The sequence below is a fragment of the Streptomyces sp. Z26 genome, from assembly GCF_003665095.1.
GTDB lineage: Bacteria > Actinomycetota > Actinomycetes > Streptomycetales > Streptomycetaceae > Streptomyces > Streptomyces phytohabitans.
The window spans coordinates 6,341,648-6,366,038 of sequence record NZ_RCHV01000002.1 but is presented as its reverse complement, the minus strand read 5'-3'; the positions used below and the strand labels follow the sequence as shown (position 1 = coordinate 6,366,038).

General features: G+C 74.1%; 23 protein-coding genes. 10 read left to right on the top strand and 13 right to left on the bottom strand.

Annotation, left to right across the window (positions count from 1 at the left end; genetic code table 11):
- Window positions 1-32: 32 nt before the first annotated feature.
- On the bottom strand, window positions 33-1,358 hold the full coding sequence (locus D7M15_RS27605) for a geranylgeranyl reductase family protein (RefSeq protein WP_121519975.1): 1,326 nt from the start codon (window positions 1,356-1,358) through the stop codon (window positions 33-35).
- Between the two features lie 108 nt (window positions 1,359-1,466).
- On the opposite strand from D7M15_RS27605, the gene D7M15_RS27600 reads away from it, so the two are divergent.
- On the top strand, window positions 1,467-2,852 hold the full coding sequence (locus D7M15_RS27600) for a dipeptidase (RefSeq protein ID WP_121519974.1): 1,386 nt from the start codon (window positions 1,467-1,469) through the stop codon (window positions 2,850-2,852).
- A 112-nt stretch (window positions 2,853-2,964) separates the two neighbouring features.
- Here D7M15_RS27600 and D7M15_RS27595 read toward each other — a convergent pair whose 3' ends face one another.
- Window positions 2,965-3,987, bottom strand: a complete 1,023-nt coding sequence (locus D7M15_RS27595; RefSeq protein WP_121519973.1) for an NUDIX hydrolase — start codon at window positions 3,985-3,987, stop codon at window positions 2,965-2,967.
- A gap of 515 nt (window positions 3,988-4,502) precedes the next feature.
- Window positions 4,503-5,450 (bottom strand): ROK family protein, encoded by a 948-nt coding sequence (locus tag D7M15_RS27590; RefSeq protein ID WP_121519972.1) that lies wholly within the window; start codon window positions 5,448-5,450, stop codon window positions 4,503-4,505.
- Between the two features lie 242 nt (window positions 5,451-5,692).
- On the opposite strand from D7M15_RS27590, the gene D7M15_RS27585 reads away from it, so the two are divergent.
- Together D7M15_RS27585 and D7M15_RS27580 are read left to right on the top strand one after the other, a co-directional pair.
- A complete protein-coding gene (locus D7M15_RS27585; RefSeq protein WP_121521530.1) occupies window positions 5,693-6,679 on the top strand; it encodes a LacI family DNA-binding transcriptional regulator in 987 nt (328 codons plus the stop codon).
- 90 nt (window positions 6,680-6,769) lie between these two features.
- Entirely contained in the window at window positions 6,770-7,321 is a 552-nt protein-coding gene (locus tag D7M15_RS27580) for a glycoside hydrolase family 25 protein (RefSeq protein WP_121519971.1), read from the top strand.
- A 124-nt stretch (window positions 7,322-7,445) separates the two neighbouring features.
- Here D7M15_RS27580 and D7M15_RS27575 read toward each other — a convergent pair whose 3' ends face one another.
- The 6 genes from D7M15_RS27575 to D7M15_RS27550 all read right to left on the bottom strand — a co-directional run bounded on the left by D7M15_RS27575 (window position 7,446) and on the right by D7M15_RS27550 (window position 14,587).
- On the bottom strand, window positions 7,446-9,149 hold the full coding sequence (locus tag D7M15_RS27575; RefSeq protein ID WP_240649524.1) for a serine/threonine-protein kinase: 1,704 nt from the start codon (window positions 9,147-9,149) through the stop codon (window positions 7,446-7,448).
- Window positions 9,150-9,241: 92 nt separating this feature from the next.
- A complete protein-coding gene (locus D7M15_RS27570; RefSeq protein WP_121519970.1) occupies window positions 9,242-10,534 on the bottom strand; it encodes an aldolase/citrate lyase family protein in 1,293 nt (430 codons plus the stop codon).
- A 165-nt stretch (window positions 10,535-10,699) separates the two neighbouring features.
- The gene (locus D7M15_RS27565; protein WP_165906359.1) at window positions 10,700-11,740 is read right to left on the bottom strand and encodes an IS30 family transposase; all 1,041 of its coding nucleotides are present in this window, start codon (window positions 11,738-11,740) and stop codon (window positions 10,700-10,702) included.
- A 474-nt stretch (window positions 11,741-12,214) separates the two neighbouring features.
- Complete coding sequence (locus D7M15_RS27560) at window positions 12,215-13,177, bottom strand: electron transfer flavoprotein subunit alpha/FixB family protein (protein WP_121519969.1); 963 nt, start codon at window positions 13,175-13,177, stop codon at window positions 12,215-12,217.
- Window positions 13,178-13,252: 75 nt separating this feature from the next.
- Window positions 13,253-14,038: an electron transfer flavoprotein subunit beta/FixA family protein gene (locus tag D7M15_RS27555; protein WP_121519968.1), complete on the bottom strand. Its 786-nt coding sequence runs from the start codon at window positions 14,036-14,038 to the stop codon at window positions 13,253-13,255.
- Window positions 14,039-14,269: 231 nt separating this feature from the next.
- Window positions 14,270-14,587 (bottom strand): thioredoxin family protein, encoded by a 318-nt coding sequence (locus tag D7M15_RS27550; protein WP_121519967.1) that lies wholly within the window; start codon window positions 14,585-14,587, stop codon window positions 14,270-14,272.
- Window positions 14,588-14,776: 189 nt separating this feature from the next.
- Here D7M15_RS27550 and D7M15_RS27545 point away from each other — a divergent pair, with 189 nt between their 5' ends.
- A complete protein-coding gene (locus D7M15_RS27545; RefSeq protein WP_121519966.1) occupies window positions 14,777-15,496 on the top strand; it encodes a lysophospholipid acyltransferase family protein in 720 nt (239 codons plus the stop codon).
- An 86-nt stretch (window positions 15,497-15,582) separates the two neighbouring features.
- On the opposite strand, the gene D7M15_RS27540 is transcribed toward D7M15_RS27545, so the two are convergent.
- From D7M15_RS27540 to D7M15_RS27530, 3 genes are all read right to left on the bottom strand, one after another.
- Entirely contained in the window at window positions 15,583-16,668 is a 1,086-nt protein-coding gene (locus D7M15_RS27540; RefSeq protein WP_121519965.1) for a low specificity L-threonine aldolase, read from the bottom strand.
- On the bottom strand, window positions 16,647-17,414 hold the full coding sequence (locus D7M15_RS27535; RefSeq protein WP_121519964.1) for an SDR family NAD(P)-dependent oxidoreductase: 768 nt from the start codon (window positions 17,412-17,414) through the stop codon (window positions 16,647-16,649). Before D7M15_RS27535 ends, D7M15_RS27540 begins: the two co-directional genes overlap by 22 nt.
- 112 nt (window positions 17,415-17,526) lie before the next feature.
- Window positions 17,527-18,921 carry a DUF6421 family protein gene (locus D7M15_RS27530; protein WP_121519963.1) on the bottom strand — a complete coding sequence of 465 codons (1,395 nt, stop codon included), beginning with the start codon at window positions 18,919-18,921 and terminating at the stop codon, window positions 17,527-17,529.
- Window positions 18,922-19,200: 279 nt separating this feature from the next.
- On the opposite strand from D7M15_RS27530, the gene D7M15_RS27525 reads away from it, so the two are divergent.
- Entirely contained in the window at window positions 19,201-19,884 is a 684-nt protein-coding gene (locus D7M15_RS27525; RefSeq protein ID WP_121519962.1) for a glycerophosphodiester phosphodiesterase family protein, read from the top strand.
- On the opposite strand, the gene D7M15_RS27520 is transcribed toward D7M15_RS27525, so the two are convergent.
- Complete coding sequence (locus D7M15_RS27520) at window positions 19,868-20,443, bottom strand: N-acetyltransferase (RefSeq protein WP_121519961.1); 576 nt, start codon at window positions 20,441-20,443, stop codon at window positions 19,868-19,870. The genes D7M15_RS27525 and D7M15_RS27520 overlap by 17 nt on opposite strands.
- Window positions 20,444-20,524: 81 nt before the next feature.
- On the opposite strand from D7M15_RS27520, the gene D7M15_RS27515 reads away from it, so the two are divergent.
- The 5 genes from D7M15_RS27515 (at window position 20,525) to D7M15_RS27495 (ending at window position 24,289) form a co-directional block, all read left to right on the top strand.
- Window positions 20,525-20,917, top strand: coding sequence for a VOC family protein (locus tag D7M15_RS27515; protein WP_121519960.1), 393 nt, complete (start codon window positions 20,525-20,527; stop codon window positions 20,915-20,917).
- Between the two features lie 227 nt (window positions 20,918-21,144).
- Window positions 21,145-21,729 (top strand): DUF5134 domain-containing protein, encoded by a 585-nt coding sequence (locus tag D7M15_RS27510; RefSeq protein ID WP_121519959.1) that lies wholly within the window; start codon window positions 21,145-21,147, stop codon window positions 21,727-21,729.
- Window positions 21,730-21,920: 191 nt separating this feature from the next.
- The gene (locus tag D7M15_RS27505; protein WP_121519958.1) at window positions 21,921-22,868 is read left to right on the top strand and encodes a M56 family metallopeptidase; all 948 of its coding nucleotides are present in this window, start codon (window positions 21,921-21,923) and stop codon (window positions 22,866-22,868) included.
- A gap of 33 nt (window positions 22,869-22,901) precedes the next feature.
- Window positions 22,902-23,597, top strand: coding sequence for a phosphatase PAP2 family protein (locus D7M15_RS27500; protein WP_121519957.1), 696 nt, complete (start codon window positions 22,902-22,904; stop codon window positions 23,595-23,597).
- Window positions 23,594-24,289 (top strand): HAD-IA family hydrolase, encoded by a 696-nt coding sequence (locus tag D7M15_RS27495; RefSeq protein WP_121519956.1) that lies wholly within the window; start codon window positions 23,594-23,596, stop codon window positions 24,287-24,289. Before D7M15_RS27500 ends, D7M15_RS27495 begins: the two co-directional genes overlap by 4 nt.
- The last annotated feature ends 102 nt before the right edge of the window (window positions 24,290-24,391 follow it).

Genomic DNA, 24,391 nt, shown 5'->3' with positions numbered 1-24,391 from the left:
CGCCCGGCCGGGAGCCGAACCGCCGCGTACGGCTATCCCGTACGGCTGCCCGCCGTCTGCCGGTCCACCGTGTCCAGCGCGCGGCGCGCCACCGGGTGCGTGCGCACGATCTCGGCCATCGAGGTGGTGCCCCGGGTGATCCGCGTGAACGCGTTCCACGCGGGCCGGAAGCCGGTGAGCGCGGCGTGCAGCAGCCCGGGACGGCGGGCCAGCGCCGTGAACAGCCGCCGCCCGACGCCCATTTCGACACCCAGCCCGGCCTTCACCGCGAACGCGTAGTTCAGCGCCTGCCGCCGCGCGTCCACCGCGTCGTGCGCCTCCGCCACCCGGACCGCCCACTCCCCCGCCAGCCGTCCGGAGCGCAGCGCGTACGAGATGCCCTCGCGCGTGCACGGCTCCAGCAGCCCCGCCGCGTCGCCGCAGACCAGCACCCGGCCGCGGGAGAGCGGCGAGTCGTCCGTACGGCAGCGGGTGAGGTGCCCGGACGAGATGCTGGGCGTGAAACCGGACAGGCCGAGCCGGGCGACGAAGTCGTCCAGGTAGCGCCGGGTGGCGGCGCCCTCGCCGCGCGCGGAGATCACGCCGACGGTGAGGGTGTCCCCCTTCGGGAAGACCCAGCCGTAACTGCCGGGCAGCGGGCCCCAGTCCACGAGCACGCGGCCCGCCCAGTCCTCGGCGACGCTCTCGGGCACCGGGATCTCGACCTCCAGCCCGAGGTCGACCTGGTCGAGCTTCACGCCGACGTGCGCGCCTATCCGGCTCGCGCTGCCGTCCGCGCCGACCACCGCGCGGGTCAGCACCGGCTGCTCCTCGCCGGAGAGCACCACGGCGACCGTCCGCCGGTCGGGCACGCCCGGCCCGTGCTGCTCGACGCGGGAGACGGTGACGCCCGTACGCACCACGGCCCCGGCCCGCTCCGCGGACCGGACCAGCGCGTGGTCGAACTCCGGCCTGTCGACCAGCCCGAACAGCATCCGCCGCGAGCGGCGCGTACGACTCAGCCTGCCGTTGAGCGAGAACGTCACCGCGTGCACACGGTCCCGCAGGGGCAGCTCGAAGCCGGGCGGCAGCGCGTCGCGGGAGAGGCCGATGATGCCGCCGCCGCACGTCTTGTACCTCGGCAGCTCCGCCTTCTCCAGCAGCAGCACGCGGCGTCCCGCCACGGCCGCCGCGTACGCCGCAGAGGCTCCCGCGGGGCCCGCGCCCACCACGACGACATCCCACACTGCGGGGCCGGGACCCTCCGGCTCCAGGGGCGTCCCCGCCCGGTCCGGCTCGGCGTCCTCGGCTGCGTTCTCGCTGCTCACGATGTGCTTCTGCTCCGTTCGATGGCCGACTCCGGGGTGGCAAGGCCGCATCCTACGGGCCCCGCTCGTCGGATCGCGCTGTGGGAGGATCGGCCACACCCCTGTACGTACGCGTGTGCGTACGTCGTGCCCAACGTCGCGCCCACAAGGAGCGTTCCCATGACGCAGAGCCCGCTCGCGGCCACCGTTTCCTCCCTGATGCCGCGGGCCAGGACCGAGCTGGCCGAGCTGGTGGCCTTCGCCTCGGTCGCGGACCCCGAGCAGTTCCCCCGCAGCGAGTGCGAGGGGGCGGCCCGTTGGATCGCCGACGCGCTGCGCGCCGAGGACTTCCAGGACGTGGCGCTGCTGGACACCCCGGACGGCACGCAGTCCGTCTACGGCCACCTGCCCGGTCCCGAGGGCGCCCCCACGGTGCTGCTCTACGCGCACTACGACGTGCAGCCCCCGCTGGACGAGGACGCCTGGCGGACCCCGCCGTTCGAGCTGACGGAGCGGGCGGACGGCCGCTGGTACGGGCGGGGTGCCGCCGACTGCAAGGGCGGCGTCCTCATGCACCTGCTGGCGCTCCGCGCGCTGCGCGCGCACGGCGGTGTGCCGGTGTCGGTGAAGGTGATCGTGGAGGGCTCGGAGGAGCAGGGCACGGGCGGCCTGGAGCGGTACGCCGAGGAGCACCCGGAGCTGCTGGCCGCCGACGCGATCGTGATCGGTGACACCGGCAACTTCCGCGTCGGCCTGCCGACCGTCACGGCGACGCTGCGCGGCATGACCGTCGTACGGGTCCGGGTGGACACCCTCGAGGGGAACCTGCACTCCGGGCAGTTCGGCGGCGCCGCCCCCGACGCGCTGGCCGCGCTCATCCGGACGCTGGACTCGCTGCGCGACGAGGACGGCGGCACGGCCGTCGACGGGCTGGCCGCCGACGCGCGCTGGGACGGCCTCCAGTATCCGGAGGAGGACTTCCGGAAGGACGCGAAGGTGCTCGACGGCGTACGGCTGACCGGCGACGGCACCGTCGCCGACCGGATCTGGGCCCGGCCGTCCACGACGGTGCTGGGCATCGACTGCCCGCCGGTGGTCGGCGCGACGCCGTCCGTGCAGGCGAGCGCGCGGGCGCTGGTCAGCCTGCGGGTGCCGCCGGGCGAGGACGCCGTACGCGCCACCGAGCTGCTGACCGCGCACCTGGAGGCGCATGTGCCGTGGGGCGCGCGGGTCACGGTCGAAGGGGGCGGCCAGGGCCAGCCGTTCCGCGCCGACACCGCCAGCCCCGCGTACGCGGCGATGGCCGAGGCGATGCGCGAGGCGTACGACGGGGCCGATATGGCGACCGCCGGGCAGGGCGGTTCCATCCCCCTGTGCAACACCCTCGCCGCGCTCTACCCGGAGGCGGAGATCCTGCTGATCGGGCTGAGCGAGCCGGACGCCCAGATCCACGCGGTCGACGAGAGCGTGTCGCCACGGGAGTTGGAGCGGCTGTCGGTGGCGGAGGCGCTGTTCCTGCGCGGGTACGCGGCGGGTGGGGCGAGCGGGGCGACGGCGGCGGGCTGACCGGCCGGTGCCGTACGGGCCCGCGCCCGTACGGTGACGCGTCGGCCGACCGTCGTACGGGGCGCGGGCGTCGACCGCTCGCGCCCCGTACGCGCGGGCGCGCGTGCCGGATTCAGCCGCCCACGGGGGCGCCCGCCTCCAGGTTGAGGGTCGTGCCGCGCTCGCGGGCGCGCAGGGCCCAGCGCAGCCGCCGGTACCGTTCGGGCGGCAGCAGGCCCGCCGCCTCGGACTCGCTGGCGAAGCGCCAGTCGCGCAACTCGGCGCCCGGCAGCAGCAGTTCGTCGGCGCGCGCCGACTCCAGCAGGCCGCCGTCGAAGAGCAGCCGGAGCCCGCCGAAGGCCGACGCGCACGGCGGCTCCCAGTCCACCACCAGCAGTCGCGGCACGTCGGCCAGTTCGAGCCCGACCTCCTCCGCGACCTCCCGCATCCCGGCGCGGGCGGGCGGCTCGCCCCGTTCGACGACCCCGCCGGGGAACTCCCAGCCGGGCTTGTACGTCGGGTCCACCAGGAGCACCCGGTCGTGCTCGTCGAAGAGGAGCACGCCCGCCGCCACGGTCTCCGCCGTCGGTTCCGGCGTCTGCACGATGTCCAGGGCGCCGCCACCCTCCCGTACGACCGCCGCGACGCGCTCCGCGGTGCCACGCGGGCTCAGCCCGGTGGTGTCCACGGTGTGGGCGTCGGCGGTGAGCCAGGGCAGCGCCTTGTGGTAGGCGGGCAGCCGGTCCAGGCACCAGTCGCGTGCCGGGGCGCCGCCCGCGAGGGACCGCTGCGTGATGCGGTCGCGGAGGATCGTTTCATCGGCGTGCAGCAGGAAGTGGCAGACCGGGACGCGGCGGGCGGCGAGCGCGCCGAAGATCTCGTCCCGGTGGTCCTGCCGCAGCAGCGCCACGGGCGCTATCAGCGGACCGGGCACCTCCGCCAGCAGCGCCACGGCGGCGTCCGCGACCAACCGCCGCCAGGAGCGCAGCTCGTGGAAGTCGTCCACCTCCCCCGTCCGTCGCTCGGGCAGCATCACCCGCAGACCCGTGCCGAGCAGCTCCGGGTCGTAGAGGACGCTGCCCGGCAGCAGGTCCAGCAGCTCGCGCGCCGTGGTGGTCTTGCCCGCGCCGAAGGCACCGTTCAGCCAGACGATCACACTTCCCCCTCTTCCCTCGCCCCTTCGTTCAGTTGCCCACTGCACCCCGCAACGGAAACGCGCCGGGGCTCCGCCCGCGTGCGATACGCGCCACCGAGCGCTGGTCCGTGCCCGTTCACGCCGGGTGGCCCGCAGGACGGCGAAGTGCCACTGGGGAGGTGGGCGTCCGTACGGGGACGGGCTCCGCGCCCACGGCGCCCGCGCGGAGAACCCGAGGTCACGGGGCCGCCGAAGCCAGCCGGAATCCGACCCGTACGGTGCGGGCGAGCCCGCGGCCGTACGGAGGCGCCCGTACGGCCGTGGCGCGTACGGGCGGCTCAGCGCTCCGGGCAATCGCCACGCCGGGCACGGGTGCGTTCGTCAGTGGTGCCGTCGAGGGGGATCAGGTGCACGTACGTCGCGGGGTCGCCGCTCGGTCCCGCCTCCCGCGCCATCCGGCCGCCGGTGCGGTCCCGTCGGTCTCCCGCCCGCCGAAGTCGACCTGGCAGGTGAAGCGGTGGCTCCCGGGGGCGGGCCTACGAAGCGGGCTCGGCCGCCGGCAGGCCGCAGCAGGCCGCCGCCGCGCCGACCAGGCCCGCGTCGGTGCCCATCTGCGCGGGGACGACGCGCAGCCCCCGTACGTACGACAGCGTGGCGAACTCGCCCAGCGCCCGCCGCAGCGGCGCGAACAGCACCTCTCCCGCGCGGGCCACCCCGCCACCTACGACGGCGATCTCGACCTCCACCAGGGCGGCCGTGGCGGCGATGCCCGCGGCCAGCGCGCGCGCCGCCCGCTCGAAGGAGGCGACGGCGACCGGGTCGCCCGCGCGCGCCGCCTCGGCGACGGCGGCGGCGCTGGTGTCGCCGCCGGGGCCGGGGCGCCAGCCCGCGTCGAGGGCGCGGCGGGCGATGTTGGGCCCGCTGGCGATGCGTTCGACGCAGCCGCGCGCCCCGCACGGGCAGGGGTCGCCGTCCAGGTCGACGCTGATGTGCCCGATGTGTCCGGCGTTGCCGGTGGGTCCGGCGTGGAGTCGGCCGTCGAGGACGAGGCCACCGCCCACGCCCGTGGAGACGACCATGCAGAGCGCGCCGGTGTACCCGCGCGCGGCCCCGCGCCAGTGCTCGGCGGCGGCCATCGCGACGCCGTCGCCGACGAGGGTCACGGGGAGGGCGCCGGTCCGCTCGCGTACGCCGTCCACCAGCGGGTGGTCGCGCCAGCCCGGGATGTTCACCGGGCTGACGGTGCCCGCCTGCGCGTCGACCGGGCCCGCGCTGCCGATGCCGACCGCGCGGACCCGGGACCACTCGGGCGCGGCGGAAAGCTCGGCCAGCACCTCGTGCACGGCGCCCATGACGCGTCCGCCGTCGGCCTGCTGCGGGGTGGGGCGGCGGGCGCCGGTGAGCAGCGCGCCGGTGCTGTCGACGAGGGCACCCGCGATCTTGGTACCGCCGATGTCGAGCGCGGCGACGAGGTCGGTCTGCATCGGCGTCCGTATCTCCTGGAGAGGGCCTGCCCGCTCCCCGGGTCGGTCGCGGGCCGCAGCAAGTGTCACCGTTTCTGACAACGTTGTCCAGACCGGAATCACCTCGCCCGGTGCTGTTCCCCGCCCACGGTGGACCATGATGAGTGTCTTGCCGCGCACGACGAGAAGGACAGGACCCCGTGGCCGACACCGTACGACCCTCCGCCCGCGCCTCGGCGCCGCGGTACGGCAACCGTCCCACCATGAAGGACGTCGCCGCGCGCGCGGGCGTCGGGCTGAAGACCGTCTCACGGGTGGTCAACGGCGAGGAGGGCGTCTCCGCCGACACCGAGCACCGCGTACGCGAGGCCATCACCGCCCTCGGCTTCCGCCGCAACGACAGCGCGCGCACCCTCCGCAAGGGTCGTACCGCCAGCATCGGGCTCGTCCTGGAGGATCTCGCCGACCCCTTCTACGCGCCGCTCAGCCGCGCCGTCGAGGAGGTCGCCCGCGCCCACGGGGCGCTGCTGATCAACGGCTCCAGCACCGAGGACCCCGAACGGGAACGGGAGTTGGTACTGGCCCTCTGCGCACGCCGGGTGGACGGACTCGTGATCATCCCGGCGGGCGACGACCACCGCTATCTGACGCCGGAGATAGAGGCCGGGGTCGCCATCACGTTCGTCGACCGGGCGCCCGGCATGATCGACGCCGACGTCGTGCTGTCCAACAGCTTCGAGGGCGCGCGGGAGGGCACCGCCCACCTGATCGCGCACGGCCACCGCCGGATCGGCTTCGTCGGTGACCAGCCGCAGATCCAGACCGCCGCCGAACGGCTGCGCGGCTACCGTACGGCGATGTCCGACGCCGGGCTCCCCGTCGACCCCTCGTGGGTCTCCCTCGGCCCCACCAACCCGGAGCGCGTCACCACCGAGACCGCGCGGCTGCTGTCCGGGGCGGAACCCGTCACGGCGCTGTTCGCGGGCAACAACCGCGTGACCGTCACCGCCGTACGCGTGCTCGCCGGGCGGACACGCAGGGTCGCGCTCGTCGGCTTCGACGACTTCGAGCTGGCGGACCTCCTGTCGCCCCCCGTCACCGTGGTCGCACAGGACCCCGCCCAACTCGGGCGCACCGCCGCCGAACTGCTTTTCCGCAGGCTGGACGGCGTGGAGGAACCGCCGCGCCAACTCGCGCTCCCCACCCGCCTGATCGCCCGCGGCTCGGGCGAACTACCCCCGGAAGTGTGAACACTTGGCGGTCGGCGGGGCCGACGGCGTAAGCACACGGTGACCGGGAACAATGACGGCACATCGATCACCATCCAACGGAGGCCGCGCATGCTTCAGGGCATAGACGTGAGTTCGTACCAGTCGGACTTCAGCACCAAGGGCGTCTCGTTCGTCATCATCAAGGCGACCGAGGGCCGTTCGTACGTGAACCCGCGCCTGTCGGCACAGGTGAGCCGGGCGCGCGACGCGGGCTGCGTCGTCGGCTTCTACCACTTCCTGTGGCCGGGCAACATCAAGGCGCAGGCCGCGTACTTCGTGTCGAAGGCGCCGGAGAAGGCGGGCGACCTGCTCGCCGTGGACTGGGAGCGCACGAGCGAGGGGACGTACGCGAGCAACGCGCAGAAGGACGAGTTCATCCGCGAGGTGAAGCGGCTGCGCCCGTCGCACCGCGTCCTGCTGTACTGCAACCGCGACTTCTGGCTGAACCGCGACACCACGTCGTACGCGGGCGACGGCCTGTGGATCGCGGACTACGTCTCGCAGGGCAAGCCGCGCATCGAGGCGAAGTGGCGCATCCACCAGTACACGGACGACCCCCTCGACAAGAACGTCGCGGACTTCTCCAGCAAGGACGCGCTGCGCGACTGGGCCAAGGGCTGAGCGCCACGGGCCGTACGGCCCGGTCGCACGCCCCGGACCGCGCGGTCGCGGTGTCCCCGGGGCGGGCGCGGGCCGTGCCGCGAGCCGCGCGCCGGGGGCGGGCGCACCGACCGGGTCGGCGGGCTCAGCAGGTGGGGAGACCGGGCACGGGCTGGTCGTTGGCGCCGCCCGCGACGTAGACGACGCTGACGTAGACGCCCGTGTTGCCGCTGTCGTCGTCCGTCCTGGCCCACCAGACGTTCGTCCACCTGCCGGAGGTCTCGCGGTGCGCGAGCCGCTTCTGGCACAGGAAGTAGTTGGTGCCCGCCTTCAGTTCGCCGACGGGCTGGTGGCCGTCGTCGTAGGACGTGGCGGTCCTCCAGACCCGGCAGTCGTACCTGCCGCCGCCCGAGGGCTGGCAGCTCTGGTCGCCACCGCCCGTACCGTCGCTTCCGCTTGACGTTCCGTTTCCGTCCCCGCCCGGCTTCGGCGCGGGGTCCTCGCCGTCACCCTCGCCCTCCGCGCTCCCGGACGGGCCGCCCGTCGCGTCGGGCTTCTCGCTCCTCCCGCCACCGTCCGGGCTCTCCGGCGCGGCGCTGCCGCCGTCCCGGCCGTCGTCGGTGTCCTTCCCCGCCCGGTCCGGGGCGCGTGCGGTCGTCCCGCCGTCCTTGTCCCGTTCCCGCGTGGGCGCGGCGGCGGGCCGGCCGTCATCGCCGTCCCCCGCGGCGACGAACGCGTACGTCACCCCGGCGCCCGCGAGCAGCACCGCGGCCACGGACGCCGCCACGGCACGCCGCCGCCCGCGCCGCGCGGCGGCGCCGGAGGGCGCCCCGCCGGGGGCGGTGTCCGCGCGCGCGTCCCGCGGCGGCGCGGCGCCGACGGCCGCGGGCGCCGCGGTCGGCTCGCCGAACTCCCCGCCGCCCACGGGCGGTACGCCCCCGTCCGCCGTCCGGTCGCGCCCGAGTCGCAGCGTGGCGTCGTACGGCGGCGGGTCGTCCTGGGCGACCGCCGTGAGCAGGCGCGCCGCGCGCGCCGCGTCGGCCCGCCGGGCCGGGTCCTTGTCCAGGAGTTCGGCGAGCACGGGTCCGAGCGGGCCCGCGTCGCGCGGTTCCGGAAGGGGTTCCGCGACGATGGCGGTGAGCGTCGACCAGGTGGAGGTGCGGCGGAACGGGGAGGCCCCCTCCAGCGCGGCGTACAGCGTCGCGCCCAGCGACCACAGGTCCGAGGCGGGGCCGGGCTGCTCGCCACGTGCGCGTTCGGGCGCCAGGTAGTCGAGGGAGCCGACGAGTTCGCCGCTGCCGGTGAGCCTGGTGGCGGCGCCGTCGCCGGGGTCCTCGACCGCGGCGATGCCGAAGTCGGTGAGGACGACGCGGCCGCCGTCCTCCAGCAGGATGTTGGCGGGCTTGACGTCGCGGTGCAGCACCCCGGCGCGGTGCGCGGCGGCGAGCGCGTCGAGTACGGCGGCGCCGATGCCCGCGACGCGTCGCGGCGGCAGCGTGCCGCTGTCGCGCAGTACGTCGTCCAGGGACGGTCCGTGGACCAGCTCCATCACGATGACGGGCCGTCCCTCGTGCTCGGCGATGTCGTGCACCGCGATCACACCGGGGTGCCGTACGCGTGCGGCGGCGCGCGCCTCGCGCTGCATCCGCCGCCGCAGATCGGCCAGTTCGGAGGGTCCGGCGTCCGAGAAGGCGCGCAGCTCCTTGACCGCGACCTCGCGCCCGAGCACCTCGTCCACGGCGCGGCACACCACGCCCATGCCGCCGCGGCCGAGCTGTTCCCGCACCCGGTAGCGTCCGGCGAGCAGCCTGCCGGAGCCGTGCGTGGAGTGCTCCCCCGGTGCGTCCACTGATCCCGTCCCCCCGTCACACGTCGTCAGGACGACAGCCTAAGGGGTGACCACGGCACGTTCCGCCGCCCGCGGCGGGGTGCCCGAACGCCCTACGCCGTACGGCTCGACCGCCCCGCGAGCCCGTCCAGGTCCGCGCGGGTCAGCCCCGTACGCCGGGCCACTTCTCCGGTGTCGAGGGCGCCGCAGTCGAGGCCGCGCAGCAGGTAGCCGCTGAGGGCGCGGGCGGTGGCGGGCTCGTCCATGACGTCGCCGCCGACGCTCGCGACGTACGCCGCGAGCCGCGCGCCCGCCTCGTCCAATCCCTCGCGGTAGTAGGCGTAGACGGCGGCGTAGCGGGTGGGCAGGTGGCCGGGGTGCATGTCCCAGCCCTGGTGGTAGGCGCGAGCGAGGGAGCGGCGTACGAGCCGATGATGCAGGCGCCACGCGTCGTGCACGCGCTCGGTCGGGCCGGTGGGGATCACGTTGGTGGAGCCGTCGGAGAGGCGTACGCCGGTGCCCGCGGCGGCGGTCTGCATGACCGCCTTGGCGTGGTCGGCGGCGGGGTGGTCGAGCGACTGGTGGGCGGCGTCGACGCCGCAGGCGGCGCTGTAGTCGAACGTGCCGTAGTGCAGCGACGTGACGCGGCCGTCGGCGGCGTCGATCATCCGCGCGACGGTGGCGCGCCCGTCGGCGCCGAGCACGGCCTGCGTGGTCTCGATCTGCAACTCGAACCGGAGCCGCCCGTCCGGCAGTCCGTGCGCCCGCTCGAACTCCGCGCACAGCCGCACCATCACGCGCACCTGCTCCGGGTAGCTCACCTTGGGCAGCGTGAGCACCAGCCCGTCGGGGATGCCGCCGCGCGCGGTGAGCGCGGTGAGGAAGACGTCGAGGGTACGGATGCCGCGGTCGCGTACGGGCGCCTCCAGGCACTTCGTACGGATACCGGCCCAGGCCGGCGCGGGCCGGAGCGCGTCGGGCGCGAGCGCCGCGGCGACCAGCTCGGCGGCGCGTACGGCGGCGGCGTCCTCCTCGGCGTCGGGGCGGGGGCCGTAGCCGTCCTCGAAGTCGATGCGGAGGTCCTCGACGGGTTCGGTGGCGAGCTTCGCCCGCACCCGCTCGTACACCGGCCCGGCGAGCCCGTCGGGGAGGCCGAGGACGGCGGCGAACGCGGCGGCGTCCGGGGCGTGTTCGTCGAGGAGCGCGAGGGCGTCCTCGCCCCAGGACAGCGCGGTGTCCCCGGCGGCGGCGTCGGCGGGTACGTAGACGGTGTGCACGGGCTGGCGGGTGCCGGGGGCGCCCGGGTAGCGGCGGGCGAGGTCGGCGTCGACGTCGGCGAGCGAGGCGGCCACGCTCTCCCGTACGGACGCGGTGAAGGTGGTCGCCACGGGCTCGTTCGCCGGCATCTGCACTGCTCCCTCTGCACGGAGGCCACGGACCGGGAATCAACAAAACGTTGAACTCCCCTGCGGACGCTAGTCACGGCCACCCTGCCCGTCAACACCTCGGCGCACGCGTACGGGGCCCCCGCGGCGCTTGGGTTCGAGGGGTCGTTGCAACACCACTTGGTTTTAGGTGGTGAGTAGATCACGTAGACGCTCGGCTGGGGTATCCCAGCCGAGCGTCTTGCGTGGGCGTCCGTTGAGTTCCTGGGCGACGTGTTCGAGGTCTTCGGGGCTGTGCGCGCTCAGATCGGTGCCCTTGGGGAAGTACTGGCGGAGCAGTCCGTTGGTGTTCTCGTTGGAGCCGCGTTGCCAGGGGGATGCCGGGGCGCAGAAGTAGACGGGCATGTCGGTGGCCGTGCTGAACTGCTTGTGGCGTGCCATCTCGCTGCCCTGGTCCCAGGTGAGGGAGCCGCGCAGGTGGGCGGGCAGGGTCTGGACCGTGGTGACGAGGCCGTCGCGGACGGTCTCGGCGTCGTGGGCTCCGCCCGGCAGGTGGACCAGCATGGTGTAGCGGGTGCTGCGCTCGACCAGGGTGGCGATCGCGGAACGGCCGTTTGCGCCGATGATCAGGTCGCCTTCCCAGTGACCGGGCACGGCCCGGTCCTCGACGTCGGCGGGCCGGTCGCTGATCATGATCATCGGGTCGTTGAACCGCGGTGTGCGCCGCTGGGGGTCCCGGCGTGGTTTGCGGCGGGTCCGGCCGGAGCGGATGGCTGCCTGTACTTCCCGCTTCAGGCCGCCGCGAGCCTGGAAATACAGCGCCTGGTAGATCGTTTCCACGCTCACCCGCATGCTCTCGTCGTCGGGATGTTCCCTGCGTAGAGCGTGGCAGATCTGTTCCGGTGACCACCGCCTGCGCAGTCCGTCCTTCACGAAGCGTCGCAGCCGTCCCTCGCGCAGCAGCTTGCGGTCCTTGGGCCGGGGCCTGCGCGAGGCGGCCGCCCGGTGGGCCGCGTAGGGCTGGTAGCCCTCGCTGCCCGAGTTCGCGTCGATCTCCCGCTTGACGGTGCTCGCCGACCGTCCCAGGGCGCGTCCGATCGCCCGCAGCGACGTGCCTGTCGCGCGCAGATCGCGGATCCGTTCACGCTCGGCCAGTGTCAGAAACCGCGGGTCGAGCTGCTTGTCCAGGGCCGTCAGGCCCACCGGTGCTGTGGTCACACCGCACATCGTGACGGTCCCGGTGGCGTAGTCGACACGGCGCCCGTCGGCATAAGTGCGCGAAGAACTGGTCTTCTTGACGCCCCAGTCCCAGTCCTTGGCCGTGCGCTCGTTCACACCAACCTGCCGGGCCGCCACCCGCCGTGCGACACCAGCGGCCCGAAGCCGCTCGTACTCGTCACGCCCGGGATGCCGGCGCGGCAGACGCACCGAAATCCGTCCGGCCTTCCGAGCCCAACCGAAAGCCGTGTTCCGGTTCACCCCCAGCTCACGCGCCACCACGGTCACATTCCCCACGACATCCAGCCGCGCAAGGAAACGCTCCCTCAACCCTGCAAGATCATCACGCCCAACAGCCACGGTCCTCGCAACTCCCACAGATCGCAGGTGTTGCGAGGACCGTTAGAACCCAAGGCGTGCGCGGGGGCCCCGTGACGGGTGCGGCGGGCGGTGCCCCGGTGCTCGCCGGGCCGCCGTGGCGCGTCAGCCCTTGCGGGTCTTGACCTCCTCGGTCAGCTGCGGCACGACCTGGAACAGGTCGCCGACGACGCCGTAGTCGACGAGGTCGAAGATCGGGGCCTCGGCGTCCTTGTTGACGGCGACGATGGTCTTCGAGGTCTGCATGCCCGCGCGGTGCTGGATGGCACCCGAGATCCCGGCCGCGACGTAGAGCTGCGGGGAGACGGACTTGCCGGTCTGGCCGACCTGGTTGGAGTGCGGGTACCAGCCCGCGTCCACGGCGGCGCGCGAGGCGCCGACGGCCGCGCCGAGCGAGTCCGCGAGGGACTCGATCACGTGGAAGTTCTCGGCGCCGTTCACCCCGCGGCCGCCGGAGACGACGATCGCCGCCTCCGTCAGCTCGGGGCGGCCGGTCGACTCGCGCGGGGTGCGCGCGGTGACCTTCGTACCGGTGGCGTGCTCCCCGAACGAGACCGACAGCTGCTCGACGGCGCCCGCGGCCGGGGCGGCCTCCGGGGTGGCCGAGTTGGGCTTCACGGTGATCACCGGCGTACCCCGGGTGATCCGGGAGCGCGTGGTGTACCCGGCGGCGAACACCGACTGCGTCGCCACGGGGCCCTCGTCACCGGCCTCCAGGTCGACGGCGTCGGTGATGATGCCGGAGCCGATGCGGACCGCGAGCCGCGCCGCGATCTCCTTGCCCTCGGCGGAGGACGGCACCAGTACGGCGGCGGGCGACACGGCGTCGTACGCCGCCTGGAGCGCGTCGACCTTCGGGACGACGAGGTAGTCCGCGAACTCGGCGGCGTCCGCCGCCAGCACCTTCACCGCGCCGTGCTCGCCGAGCACCTTCGCGGCCTCCTCGGCGCCGGGGCCGAGGTGGACGGCGACGGGGTCACCGATGCGGCGGGCCAGCGTGAGCAGTTCGAGCGTGGGCTTGCGGACGGCGCCGTCCACGTGGTCGACGTAGATGAGGACTTCAGCCATGGGATGTTCTCCTGCGGAGTGTTCGGGGCGTGCGGAGGACGGACGTGCCGCGGGCGCGGGGCACGCGGGCGGACGTCAGATGAACTTCTGCTCCGCGAGGTACGCGGCGAGCTGCTTGCCGCCCTCGCCCTCGTCCTTGACGACGGTGCCGGCCGTACGGGCGGGACGCTCGGTCGCGTCGTCGACCTTCGTCCACGCGCCGTCGAGGCCGACCTCCTCGGCATCGATGTCCAGGTCGTCGAGGTCGAGGGACTCCACGGGCTTCTTCTTCGCCGCCATGATGCCCTTGAAGGACGGGTAACGGGCCTCGCCGGACTGGTCGGTCACCGAGACCACCGCGGGCAGCGCGGCCTCCAGCTGCTCGCTCGCGGCGTCGCCGTCGCGGCGGCCGGTGACCTTGCCGTCGGCCACGGACACCTGGGACAGCAGGGTGACCTGCGGTACGCCGAGGCGCTCGGCGAGCATGGCCGGGAGCACGCCCATCGTGCCGTCCGTCGAGGCCATACCGCACAGCACGAGGTCGTACCCGGTCTTCTCGATCGCCTTCGCCAGCACCAGCGAGGTGCCGAGGGCGTCGGTGCCGTGCAGGTCGTCGTCCTCCACGTGGACGGCCTTGTCGGCACCCATCGAAAGCGCCTTGCGCAGCGCGTCGTTGGCGTCCTCGGGGCCGACGGTCAGCACGGTGACCTCGGCGTCGTCCGCGTCGTCGGAGATCTGGAGCGCCTGCTCGACGGCGTACTCGTCGAGCTCGGAGAGCAGTCCGTCCACCGATTCGCGGTCGGTCGTCAGGTCCTCGGCGAACCGCCGGTCGCCGGTGGCGTCGGGCACGTACTTCACACAGACAACGATCCTCAGGCTCACGCCGGCTCTCCTACCCGCATCGTCTCTTACTCTTCCCGGCCGGTGAGACCGGTCCGCACACTGCTCGTCGGGCTTGTTACCCGCCAGTACACCCGGCAGTCCATCCGACTCGACCCTTGTTATCAAGGCCGCGGAGCTGTGACGTTGCCAACGATACGCGGGCCGTCCGCCGACCCGCCCGGCCGACCCGGCTCCCACCGCGCGGGCCCCACCCCCGGGCCCGCGGCGGGCTCACCCGAGGGCCCGCCCCAGCGCCGCGATCACGTCGGCCCGGCGCGGCTGCCCCTCCGCGTGCCGGACGACGCGGCCGTCCGCGTCCAGCACCAGCACGGTCGGCGTCCGCCCGACACCCAGGAGCCGTACGAGGTCCAGCCGGGCCTCCGCGTCCACCTCGACGTGCTCGACGCCGGGGACCATGCCGCCGACCTCCCGCAGTACGCGGCGGGTGGCGCGGCAGGGCTGGCAGAAGGCGCTGGAGAAGTGGACCAGCGTGGCCCGTTCCCCGAGCCGCCGGGCGCCGAGCGCCTCGGCGGAGAGTCGTTCGGTCATGGCTCCAGCATGCACCTGACGAGAGCACGCACGTGACGAGGATCTCGCGGCTCCACCCGGACCCCGCTGTGGTCCGCGCTCCGGCTTTCGGGCACCATCTTCGGGGCCGGTAGGTTACGACACCGTAGGTTTTCCGTCCGACCAGCGCCCGCCGGGAGTCCCCGCCCAGCGGCCAGAAGGGTCCCCCGCATGGCAGAGCTCGTCTATCCCCCCGTCGTCGGCGCCGCACGCGTCCTGTTCAAGGCGCTCGACCTCCGCTTCGACATGCAGGGCACGGAGAACGTCCCGCGCGAGGGCGGCCTGGTGCTGGCCAGCAACCACATCAGCTACCTCGACTTCGTCTTCGCGGGCCTGGCCGCGCGTCCCTCGGGGCGGCTGGTCCGGTTCATGGCCAAGGACTCCGTCTTCAAGCACAAGGTGTCGGGCCCGCTGATGCGCGGCATGAAGCACATCCCGGTCGACCGGCGCCAGGGCGAGCACGCCTACCGGCACGCCCTGGACGCGCTGCGCTCCGGCGAGGTGGTCGGGGTCTTCCCCGAGGCGACGATCTCCCAGTCGTTCACGCTGAAGAACTTCAAGTCGGGCGCGGCACGGATGGCCCAGGAGGCGGGCGTACCGATCCTGCCGGTCGCCCTGTGGGGCACGCAACGGCTGTGGACGAAGGGCCGCAAGCGGGACTTCGGCCGCAACCACCTGCCGCTCGGCATCCACGTCGGCGAACCGATGAAGGTCGACCCGGAGGAGCCGACGGCGGCCGTCACGGAGCGGATGCGCGGTCGTATCCAGGAACTCCTGGAGGCGGCCCAGCAGGCGTACCCGGACACGCCCTCCGGGCCGGAGGACGGCTGGTGGCAGCCGGCGCACCTCGGCGGCAGCGCGCCGACCCCGAAGCAGGCCAAGTCGCTCTGAACGGCGGGCCCGTGACCGCGTCCTGACGCCCCGGCACCGGTGGAGACCGGTACCGGGCCGTCGGTGCGCGGGCGCCGCCGGGAGGGTCAGGGCGTGCGGCCCATCTCCTCGCGCAGCGCGGCGACGAACGCGTCCACGTCGTCCGCGGTCGTGTCGAACGAGCACATCCAGCGCACGTCCCCGGCCGCCTCGTCCCAGAAGTAGAAGCGGTGGCGCTTCTGGAGCCGTTCGCTCACGTCGTGCGGGAGCCGCGCGAACACCGCGTTGGCCTGCACCGCGTGCAGGATCTCCACGCCGTCGACCGTACGCACGCCCGCCGCGAGCCGCTGTGCCATGGCGTTGGCGTGCCGCGCGTTGCGCAGCCACAGGTCGCGCGCGAGCAGCGCCTCCAACTGCACCGATATGAAGCGCATCTTGGAGGCGAGCTGCATCGACAGCTTGCGCAGGTGCGCCATCGCGCGTACGGCGTCCGGGTTCAGCACGACCACGGCCTCGCCGAACAGCATGCCGTTCTTCGTCCCGCCGAACGACAGGATGTCGACGCCCGCCGCGTACGTGAACGCCCGCATCGGCACGTCGAGCGTCGCCGCCGCGTTGGCGAGGCGGGCTCCGTCGACGTGGACGCGCATGCCGCGCTCGTGCGCGTGGTCGCAGATCGCCCGGATCTCGTCGGGGGTGTAGACGGTGCCCAGTTCGGTGTTCTGCGCGATCGAGACGACCTGCGGCATGGCGCGGTGCTCGTCGTCCCAGCCGTACGCCTCCCGGTCGATCAGGTCCGGCGTCAGTTTGCCGTCCGGGGTGGGCACGGTGAGCAGCTTGAGCCCGCCGACACGCTCCGGCGCCCCGCACTCGTCGACGTGCACGTGCGCGCTGTCGGCGGTGATGACGGCGCCCCAGCGGTCGGTGACCGCCTGGAGCGCGACGACGTTGGCGCCGGTGCCGTTGAACACCGGGAACGCCTGGGCGTACGGGCCGAAGTGGCTGCGTACGACCTGCTGGAGGTGGCCGGTGTAGTCGTCGCCGCCGTACGCGGTCTGGTGACCGCCGTTGGCGAGGGCGATCGCGGCCAGCACCTCGGGGTGCGCGCCCGCGTAGTTGTCGCTGGCGAAGCCGCGCACCTCCGGGTCGTGGCGCCGCTTGGCTTGGGTCTCTACGGCTGGGGTGTGAGCCACAGGCGGTGTCCGTTCACTTCCTCGGTCGGCTTGCTCCACGTCCTGGTGAGGGCGGCGGCCAGGTCCTCGACGTCCGTGAAGCCCGCGAACTTCGCCTTCGGACGGTCGGCCCGCATCTGCTCGTTGACGAGCGCCTTGACCACCAGGATCGCCGCCGCCGCGGGCGGCGCGCCCTCGCCGCCCGCCTTGCGGAAGGCGTCACCGAGGGCCAGGGTCCAGGCTTCGGCGGCGGCCTTGGAGGCGGCGTACGCGGCGTTGCCCGCGGTCGGCCTGCTCGCTCCGGCGGCGCTGACGAGCAGGAAGCGGCCGTTGCCGCTGCGCCGCAGGCCGCCCTCGAAGGCGAGGGAGGTGTGCTGAACGGTGCGTACGAGCAGGTCGTGCAGCACGTCCCAGTCGGCCAGGTCGGTCTCCGCGAAGGCCGCCGAGCCGCGCCAGCCGCCGACCAGGTGGATCAGCCCGTCGACGCGGCCGAACTCCTTCTCCGCCCGCGCGGCCCACTCCCGGGTCGCGCCCAGGTCCAGCAGGTCGACGGTGTCACCGACGACGGTCGCCCCGCCGTGCGCGGACTGTGCCGCGTCCACCGCCGTGGCCAGCCGTTCGGCGTCGGCGTCGGCCGCGAGGACCGTCGCCCCAGCCTCCGCGAGGCGCAGCAGCGTGGCCTGCCCGGCGGGTCCCGCCGCTCCGGCGACGGCGACGACGGCCCCTTCGAGCCCGCCGCCCCCGCCCGTCCCCTGTGTGCTCGTCATGGCCTTCGCCTCCCTGTACCCGGCGTGTCCGCGGACGTGGCCGCGCCGGGTGCCGTACGCACGCGGGCGGCCGTACGCGCGACGGTCGCCGCGCGTACGTGGTGTGTGGCGTTCACGCGGCGAGTGCCGCGGACTCCGCCGTGATGCCCTCGGTCGAGGTGATCACACCGCGCAGCTTCTTCGCGAGTGCCTCGTAGAACATGCTGAGGGGAAACTCATCGGGCAGCACGTCGTCGACGAGCTTGCGCGGCGGCAGGCTCAGGTCCAGGGCGTCGGGGCCCTTGGCCCAGGTGGAGCCCGGGTGCGGCGCGAGGTAGCCGGAGACCAGGTCGTACGCCTTGAACCAGTGGACGAGCTTGGGCCGGTCGATGCCCTCCCGGTAGAGGGTCTCGATCTCCTCGCGGAGCCGTACGGTGACCTCGCGGGCCAGCTCCCAGTCGACGGTGAGCTTGTTGTCGGTCCAGCGCAGGGCGCCGTGCCGGTGCAGGTAGGCGAAGAGCAACTGGCCGCCGAGGCCGTCGTAGTTGCGGTTGCGCGCGCCCGTCACGGGGAAGCGGAACAGCCGGTCGAGCAGCATCGTGTACTGCACGTCGCGGCCCTGCGCGACGCCGTCGGCCTCCAGCTTCACGGCCTCGTGGAAGGCGGTGAGGTCGCAGCGCAGCTCCTCCAGCCCGTACATCCAGAACGGCTGACGCTGCTTGATCATGAACGGGTCGAACGGCAGGTCGCCGTGGCTGTGCGTGCGGTCGTGGACCATGTCCCAGAGGACGAACGCCTCCTGGCAGCGCTGCTGGTCGGTGATCAGACCGCGGGCGTCGTCGGGGAGTTCGAGGCTGGTGACGGAGCAGGCGGCGTCGACGACGCGGCGGAAGCGGGCGGCCTCACGGTCGCAGAAGATGCCGCCCCAGGAGAACCGCTCGGGGGCCTCGCGCACCGCGATGGTCTCGGGGAAGAGGACGGCGGAGTTGGTGTCGTAGCCCGCCGTGAAGTCCTCGAAGGTGATGCCGCAGAACAGCGGGTTGTCGTAGCGGGTGCGCTCCAGCTCGGCGAGCCAGTCCGGCCAGACCATGCGCAGGACGACGGCTTCCAGGTTGCGGTCCGGGTTGCCGTTCTGGGTGTACATGGCGAAGAGCACGAGGTGCTGGAGGCCGTCCACGCGGTTGCGGGCGGGCTGGAAGGCGAGCAGGGAGTCCAGGAAGTCGGGGACGCCGAAGCCGCCGTCGGCCCAGCGGCGCAGGTCCGTGACGAGCGCCGTGAGGTACGCCTCGTCGTGCGGCAGCAGCGGGGCCAGCTCCCGTACGGCGTCGACGACGCGTTCCAGCTGTCCCTCGACGGTCGCGCGGGCGGGCGCGTCATCGGCGGCGAAGTCGATGGAGCCGTCGGCGGACTGCGCCGGGCGTATCGCCTCCACGGCGTCCTTGAGGACCGGCCAGGCGGGGTGGTCGACCACCCGGTCCTCGGCCGGGGCGCCGCTGTCCACGCCTGCCGGCGAAAGAATTTCCGTCATGACCACCCCTCCACAGGAAGAACTCGCGTACGAGAACGGTAACGGGAAAAGTGTCCGCTGCACAGTGGGCCCCCGGAAATCCTGCTGCACACCCGGCCTGCCACCGGACGTTCTCCGTCCGTGCCCTGTCAGGGGCACCGGCCGCTAGGCTGACCGACCGTACGCGCCGGACCGCGCCGGACTCCCCGTACGGGACCCGCCGCGAGAGGGGCGCGCACCCCGGGCGGGCACCCCCTCCGGGCCACCAGCCGGGCCACCGGACGAAAGCGAGAGCGCGCCGTGCCACTGCTCACCGTCGGACATCGCGGGCTGATGGGCGTGGAGCCCGAGAACACGCTCCGCTCCTTCCTACGGGCCGACCGCGAGGGCCTCGACGTCATCGAGCTGGACCTCCACCTCAGCAAGGACGGCGCGCTGGTGGTGATGCACGACGCGGACGTCACCCGCACCACCGACGGGACGGGCGCCATCGCGGACTTCACCCTCGCGGAGCTGCGCGAGCTGGACGCCGGTCAGGGCGAGCGCGTCCCCGTCTTCGAGGAGGTCGTACGGGCCGTACGGGCGCCGATCCAGGCCGAGATCAAGGACCGGGCGGCGGCCCGCGTACTCGCCGCCGCCATCACCGAACTCGACCTGCACGACCGGGTCACCGTCATCTCGTTCCACGACGCCGCGCTGCGCGAGACGCGGGAGCGGCTGCCGTCGATGCCGATCGTGCTGGTCGCCGGGCGCAGCTCCCCCACCGCCCCCGAACGGGCCCGGGAGCTGGGCGCGCACATGGTGTCGCTGGACCTGCGCTGGCTGGACGCGGACACGGTGGAACGCTGCCACGCGGCGGGCATCCAGGTCATCAGCTGGACCGTCAACACCGACGAGGACCTGGCGCGCGCCCACGAGCTGGGGCTGGACGGCGTCGTCACGGACCGCCCGGAGATCTTCCGCGCCGTCAGCGGAGCCGCTTGACCAGCAGCTCGAAGGCCAGGTCGGGGCGGCGCGGCAGGCCGAACCGCTCGTCGCCGTACGGGAACGGGGTCAGCTCTCCCGTACGCACGTAGCCGCGCCGCTCGTACCAGGCGATCAGGTCGTCGCGTTGCGTGATCACCGTCATGTGCATCGCGTCGACGCCCCACTCCTCGCCGGCGATCCGCTCGGCCTCCGCGAGCACCGCCCTGCCCAGACCGCCGCCCTGCCGACCGGGGCTGACGGCGAACATCCCGAAGTAGGCGTGCCCGTCGCGCTTCTCCAGCTGGCAGCAGGCGACCAGGTCACCGGCGCGGTGGACGGTGAGCACGGTGCCGCCGGGGGTGTCGATCACCTCGGCGACCCCCTCGGGGTCCGTGCGCTGACCCTCCAGCAGGTCCGCCTCGGTGGTCCAGCCCGTACGGCTGCTGTCGCCGCGGTACGCGGACTCGACGAGCACCACGAGCGCGGGCACGTCGTCCCTGGTCGCGGGGCGGAAGGTGAGCCGCTGACCGTTCTGCGGGGCGACGTCGGTGGCGTCGCCGTTCGTCGTGGCGTCCATGACGGGCGATCCTAGGGCCTGCCCGCCGGATCCCGTCGCGGGCGACCGTACGGCGGACGGGACTCCCGTAGGGTGCCGCGCATGGTGCACGTACTGAGCGGGCGGGTGCTGCTGCGGCCGACGGACCCGGAGCGGTCGCGGGCTTTCTACGGCGGGGCGCTCGGGCTCGCGGTCTTCCGCGAGTTCGGGACGGGGCCGGAGCGCGGCACTGTGTACTTCCTCGGCGGCGGTCACCTGGAGGTCGCCGGGCGCGCGGAGACTCCGCCCGCGCCGGGCATGATGCTGTGGCTCCAGGTCGCGGACGTCGCGGCGGCCCACGCGGAGCTGGTGGAACGGGGCGTCGAGGTGCTGCGGGCACCCGTGCGGGAGCCGTGGGGGCTGGTGGAGATGTGGATCAGCGATCCGGACGGCGTCCGGATCTGCGTGGTCGAGGTCCCGGCCGACCACCCGATGCGCCACCGGCCCGGCGTCTGAACCAGGGCTTACGGAGGGGACGTACGAGGGGTGGGCGGGCGCTCCCCGACCCTGGGCGTCTCCGGCTGCTGAACCGGCGCACGCCCTCGCCGTACGTCCCCCGGCTCGTACGCGGGCCCGCCGCCCGCACCGGCCGCGCCCCCGCCCGCACCGGTGCGCTCCCCGCGCGGGCCGCCGTACGGCACGGGGCCGGGCAGCCTCCACGGGACGGACCGGGGAGGTGCGCCATGCACGGACCCGCTGTGGTGAGCTGGCTGCTGGTGGCGGTGTGCGGGGCGACGGGCGCGTACCGCCTGGCGCGGTGCCGGGGCCGGGTGCCGCCGGGGGCACGGCACACCGCCGGGGTCGAGGCCGCGATGGGGCTCGGCATGGCCGTGATGGCACTGCCCCTGGGGACGCAGCGGGTACCGGCGCCGGTCTTCGCGGCGCTGTTCGGCGGGACGGCCGTGTGGGCGCTGTACGGGCTGCGGCGGAGCGGGACGCACTGCCTCCACCACGCGCTGGAGGCGTCCGCGATGGTCTACATGGCGCTCGCCATGCGGAGCGCGGCGCCCGGCGGGCACGCCGCGCACGCGGGCCACGCCGAGCGCGCCGGGCCGGTGGGGTCCGTGGGGGTGCCGCTGCTGACGGCGGTCCTCCTCGCGTACTTCGCGGCGTACGCGCTGCGGGCCGGTACGCGCCTGGTCGCGGTGCCGGGCGGGGGCTCGGCCGGTGGGTGGGCTGGCGGCGGGGGCGGGTGTGCGCCGGGAGCGTCGGACGCCTGCGGGCTGAACCTCGCGATGGGCAGCTTCGCGATGCTGGTCACGCTCTGAGCCGGAGCACGGGCAGCAGGAACCGGGCGAAGCACGGGCCGGGCGCGCACGGGCACCGACGCGGGTGTGCGGGTGCGGGGTCGCCTGCGGACCGGGGCCAACGCCCGTACGCGGCCCGGCGGGTGAGGCATGCGTCACTTCGGTGGGCCGGGGCAGCCGCCGTACGCGCGGCGGAACATACGCTGTCGTCCATGTTGGTCCCGCTCGCACTGCTGGCCATGGGCGCCGTCGCCGCCGCCCTCGCACCGCGTGTGCTGACCCGTTCGTCCTGGCCGGACCGCGAACCGGTGCTCGCGCTGTGGGTGTGGCAGTGCGTCGTCGCCGCCGTCCTCATGTGCTGCGTTCTGGCCATGGCGCTGTCCGCGGCGGCCGCCTGGCAGGCCGTACGGGAGCACGTGTTCGCGACCGCGCCACACGGGGTGGAGGAGGCGTACCGGCTCGGCGCGTACGGCACCTGGGCCGCGCCCCTGGCCGTACTGCTGGCCTGCGGCGGCGCCTGGACGGGCGCCATGCTGCTGCGCGAGATCCGCGACGCGCGGTTGCGGCTGCGCATGCGGCGCGCGGAGCTGCGCACGCGCGCACCTCGGCTGCCCGGCGAGGAACCCGACGCGGGCGGGCGGCTCGTGGTGCTGGAGGGCGAACGCCCCGACGCCTGGTGGCTGCCCGGCGCCACACCGCAGCTGGTGATCACGACGGCGGCGCTGCGGCGGCTGCGCGGGCGGCAGTTGGACGCCGTACTGGCGCACGAGCAGGGGCACGCGCGGGCGCGGCACGACTGGCTGCTGCACTGCGCGGACGCGCTGGCCACCGGCTTTCCCCGGGTGCCGGTGTTCGGCGCCTTCCGTGACCAGGTGCACCGGCTCGTCGAACTGGCCGCGGACGACGTCGCGTCCCGCCGCTACGGCCGTATGACCATCGCCCTCGCCCTCGTCGAACTCAACGAGGACCGTGGGGTGTTCACCCCCGACGCCAGCGGCGGACCCGCGCGCGCCTTCGTACCGCAGCGCGTCCAGCGGCTGCTGGCACCGGCGCCCCGGCTGCCGTGGGGGCGCCGCGTGCGCACGGGCGCGGTGGCGTCGTTGGTGCCGGTGGTGCCGCTGCTCGTCGCCTTCGTACCGGGGCTGGCGGCCCTGCGCTAGCGCGCGTGGGCACCCGTACGTGAGGATCGGCGCATGTCCGATCCCCCGCAGACCCCACGCGCCTCCCGCTTCCCTCCCGTTCGCGGTCCGTACGGCGTGGCCCTCGCGCTCAGCGCGACCGCGGCGCTGCTGATGGTGCTCGTCGCCGCGGGCTGGCAGCCGCTGCTCGACCTGGACGGGCGGATCGCCCGCGCGCTGCACTCCTCGGCGCTGGAGCGGCCGACCTGGACGCGGACGGCGCGCGTCCTGACCGACTGGGTGTGGGACCCGTGGACGATGCGGGCGCTGACGGCCGCCGCCGTGCTGTGGCTCTGGTCCCGCGCGGAACGGACGCTGGCCGTCCGCATCGCGGTCGCCGCGGTGTCCGGCGCCTTGGCGCAGCAGGTCCTCAAGGCGGTGCTGGGGCGCGAACGGCCCGAGTGGGAACGGCCCGTCGACACCGCGCACTTCGCCGCGATGCCTTCGGGACACGCGATGACGACGGCGATGACCTGCGGGCTGCTGCTGTGGGCGGCGTGGCAACTGGGCTCGCGCGGCCCGCTGTGGTGGGGCGCGGCGGCGCTTGCGGTCGTCTCCTCGGCCGGGGTGTCGGTCACCCGGATCTATCTGGGGGTGCACTGGCTGACGGACGTGGTCGCGGGCTGCCTGCTCGGCGGCGCCGTCGCGGCCTGGGCGGCGGCGCACGCGAGCTGGCGGCGGGAACCGCGGCCGGAAAGGATCACGGCATGACGGTCAAGGGTGTGCTGTTCGACTTCTCCGGCACGTTGCTGCGCGTCGAGCCGGTCGCGGACTGGCTGCGCGCGGTGCTGGACGAGGCCGAAGTACGCGTGCCGGAGGACGAGTTCGGGCGGTGCGCCCGGCTGTTGGAGGAGGCGGGCGCGCTGCCGGGCGGGCCGTCACCGCGCGCACTGCCGCCGGGCCTTGAGGCGGTGTGGCGCGAGCGCGACCGCACCCCCGAGCTGCACCGCGCCGCGTACACGGCGGTGGCCCGTACGGTGCCGCTGCCCCGCGAGGAGCTGTACGACGCGCTGTACGACCGGCACATGAGGCCGGAGGCGTGGCGGCCGTACGCGGACACCCGGGACGTGCTCGCCGCCCTGCGGGAACGCGGTGTGCCGGTGGCGGTGGTGAGCAACATCGGCTGGGATCTGCGGCCGGTGTTCCGCGCACACGAACTGGCGCCGTACGTGCGGGAGTACGTCCTGTCGTACGAGCACGGCGTGCAGAAACCGGAACCGGGTCTCTTCCGCGCCGGGTGCGAGGCGCTCGGGCTGGCGCCGGAGGACGTGCTGATGGTCGGTGACGACCGTGAGGCGGACGGTGGCGCCGCGGACATCGGCTGCGCGGTGCACTTCGTGGACCATCTGCCGGTGGAGCTGCGCCCGGGCGGGCTGGTGCCGCTCCTCGACCGGATCGGCTGAGCGACCGGCCCGGCTGCGCGGGCGCGGCACCGGAAGTCCGGTGCCGCGGCCCCCCGTTGCGCGGCCGGGGCCGGGCGGCCGAGCCGATACCGAGGCGATCCC

Bases quoted from the DNA above. Each gene is read 5' to 3' on its own strand.
- D7M15_RS27560 (WP_121519969.1), bottom strand. From the start codon at position 13,177: ATGGCTGAAGTCCTCATCTACGTCGACCACGTGGACGGCGCCGTCCGC.
- D7M15_RS27520 (WP_121519961.1), bottom strand. From the start codon at position 20,443: ATGGACGCCACGACGAACGGCGACGCCACCGACGTCGCCCCGCAGAAC.
- D7M15_RS27510 (WP_121519959.1), top strand. From the start codon at position 21,145: ATGCACGGACCCGCTGTGGTGAGCTGGCTGCTGGTGGCGGTGTGCGGG.
- D7M15_RS27550 (WP_121519967.1), bottom strand. From the start codon at position 14,587: ATGACCGAACGACTCTCCGCCGAGGCGCTCGGCGCCCGGCGGCTCGGG.
- D7M15_RS27600 (WP_121519974.1), top strand. From the start codon at position 1,467: ATGACGCAGAGCCCGCTCGCGGCCACCGTTTCCTCCCTGATGCCGCGG.
- D7M15_RS27500 (WP_121519957.1), top strand. From the start codon at position 22,902: ATGTCCGATCCCCCGCAGACCCCACGCGCCTCCCGCTTCCCTCCCGTT.
- D7M15_RS27605 (WP_121519975.1), bottom strand. From the start codon at position 1,358: ATGCGGCCTTGCCACCCCGGAGTCGGCCATCGAACGGAGCAGAAGCAC.
- D7M15_RS27585 (WP_121521530.1), top strand. From the start codon at position 5,693: ATGAAGGACGTCGCCGCGCGCGCGGGCGTCGGGCTGAAGACCGTCTCA.
- D7M15_RS27545 (WP_121519966.1), top strand. From the start codon at position 14,777: ATGGCAGAGCTCGTCTATCCCCCCGTCGTCGGCGCCGCACGCGTCCTG.
- D7M15_RS27530 (WP_121519963.1), bottom strand. From the start codon at position 18,921: ATGACGGAAATTCTTTCGCCGGCAGGCGTGGACAGCGGCGCCCCGGCC.
- D7M15_RS27515 (WP_121519960.1), top strand. From the start codon at position 20,525: ATGGTGCACGTACTGAGCGGGCGGGTGCTGCTGCGGCCGACGGACCCG.
- D7M15_RS27570 (WP_121519970.1), bottom strand. From the start codon at position 10,534: ATGCCGGCGAACGAGCCCGTGGCGACCACCTTCACCGCGTCCGTACGG.
- D7M15_RS27495 (WP_121519956.1), top strand. From the start codon at position 23,594: ATGACGGTCAAGGGTGTGCTGTTCGACTTCTCCGGCACGTTGCTGCGC.
- D7M15_RS27565 (WP_165906359.1), bottom strand. From the start codon at position 11,740: ATGTGCGGTGTGACCACAGCACCGGTGGGCCTGACGGCCCTGGACAAG.
- D7M15_RS27535 (WP_121519964.1), bottom strand. From the start codon at position 17,414: ATGACGAGCACACAGGGGACGGGCGGGGGCGGCGGGCTCGAAGGGGCC.
- D7M15_RS27590 (WP_121519972.1), bottom strand. From the start codon at position 5,450: ATGCAGACCGACCTCGTCGCCGCGCTCGACATCGGCGGTACCAAGATC.
- D7M15_RS27505 (WP_121519958.1), top strand. From the start codon at position 21,921: ATGTTGGTCCCGCTCGCACTGCTGGCCATGGGCGCCGTCGCCGCCGCC.
- D7M15_RS27580 (WP_121519971.1), top strand. From the start codon at position 6,770: ATGCTTCAGGGCATAGACGTGAGTTCGTACCAGTCGGACTTCAGCACC.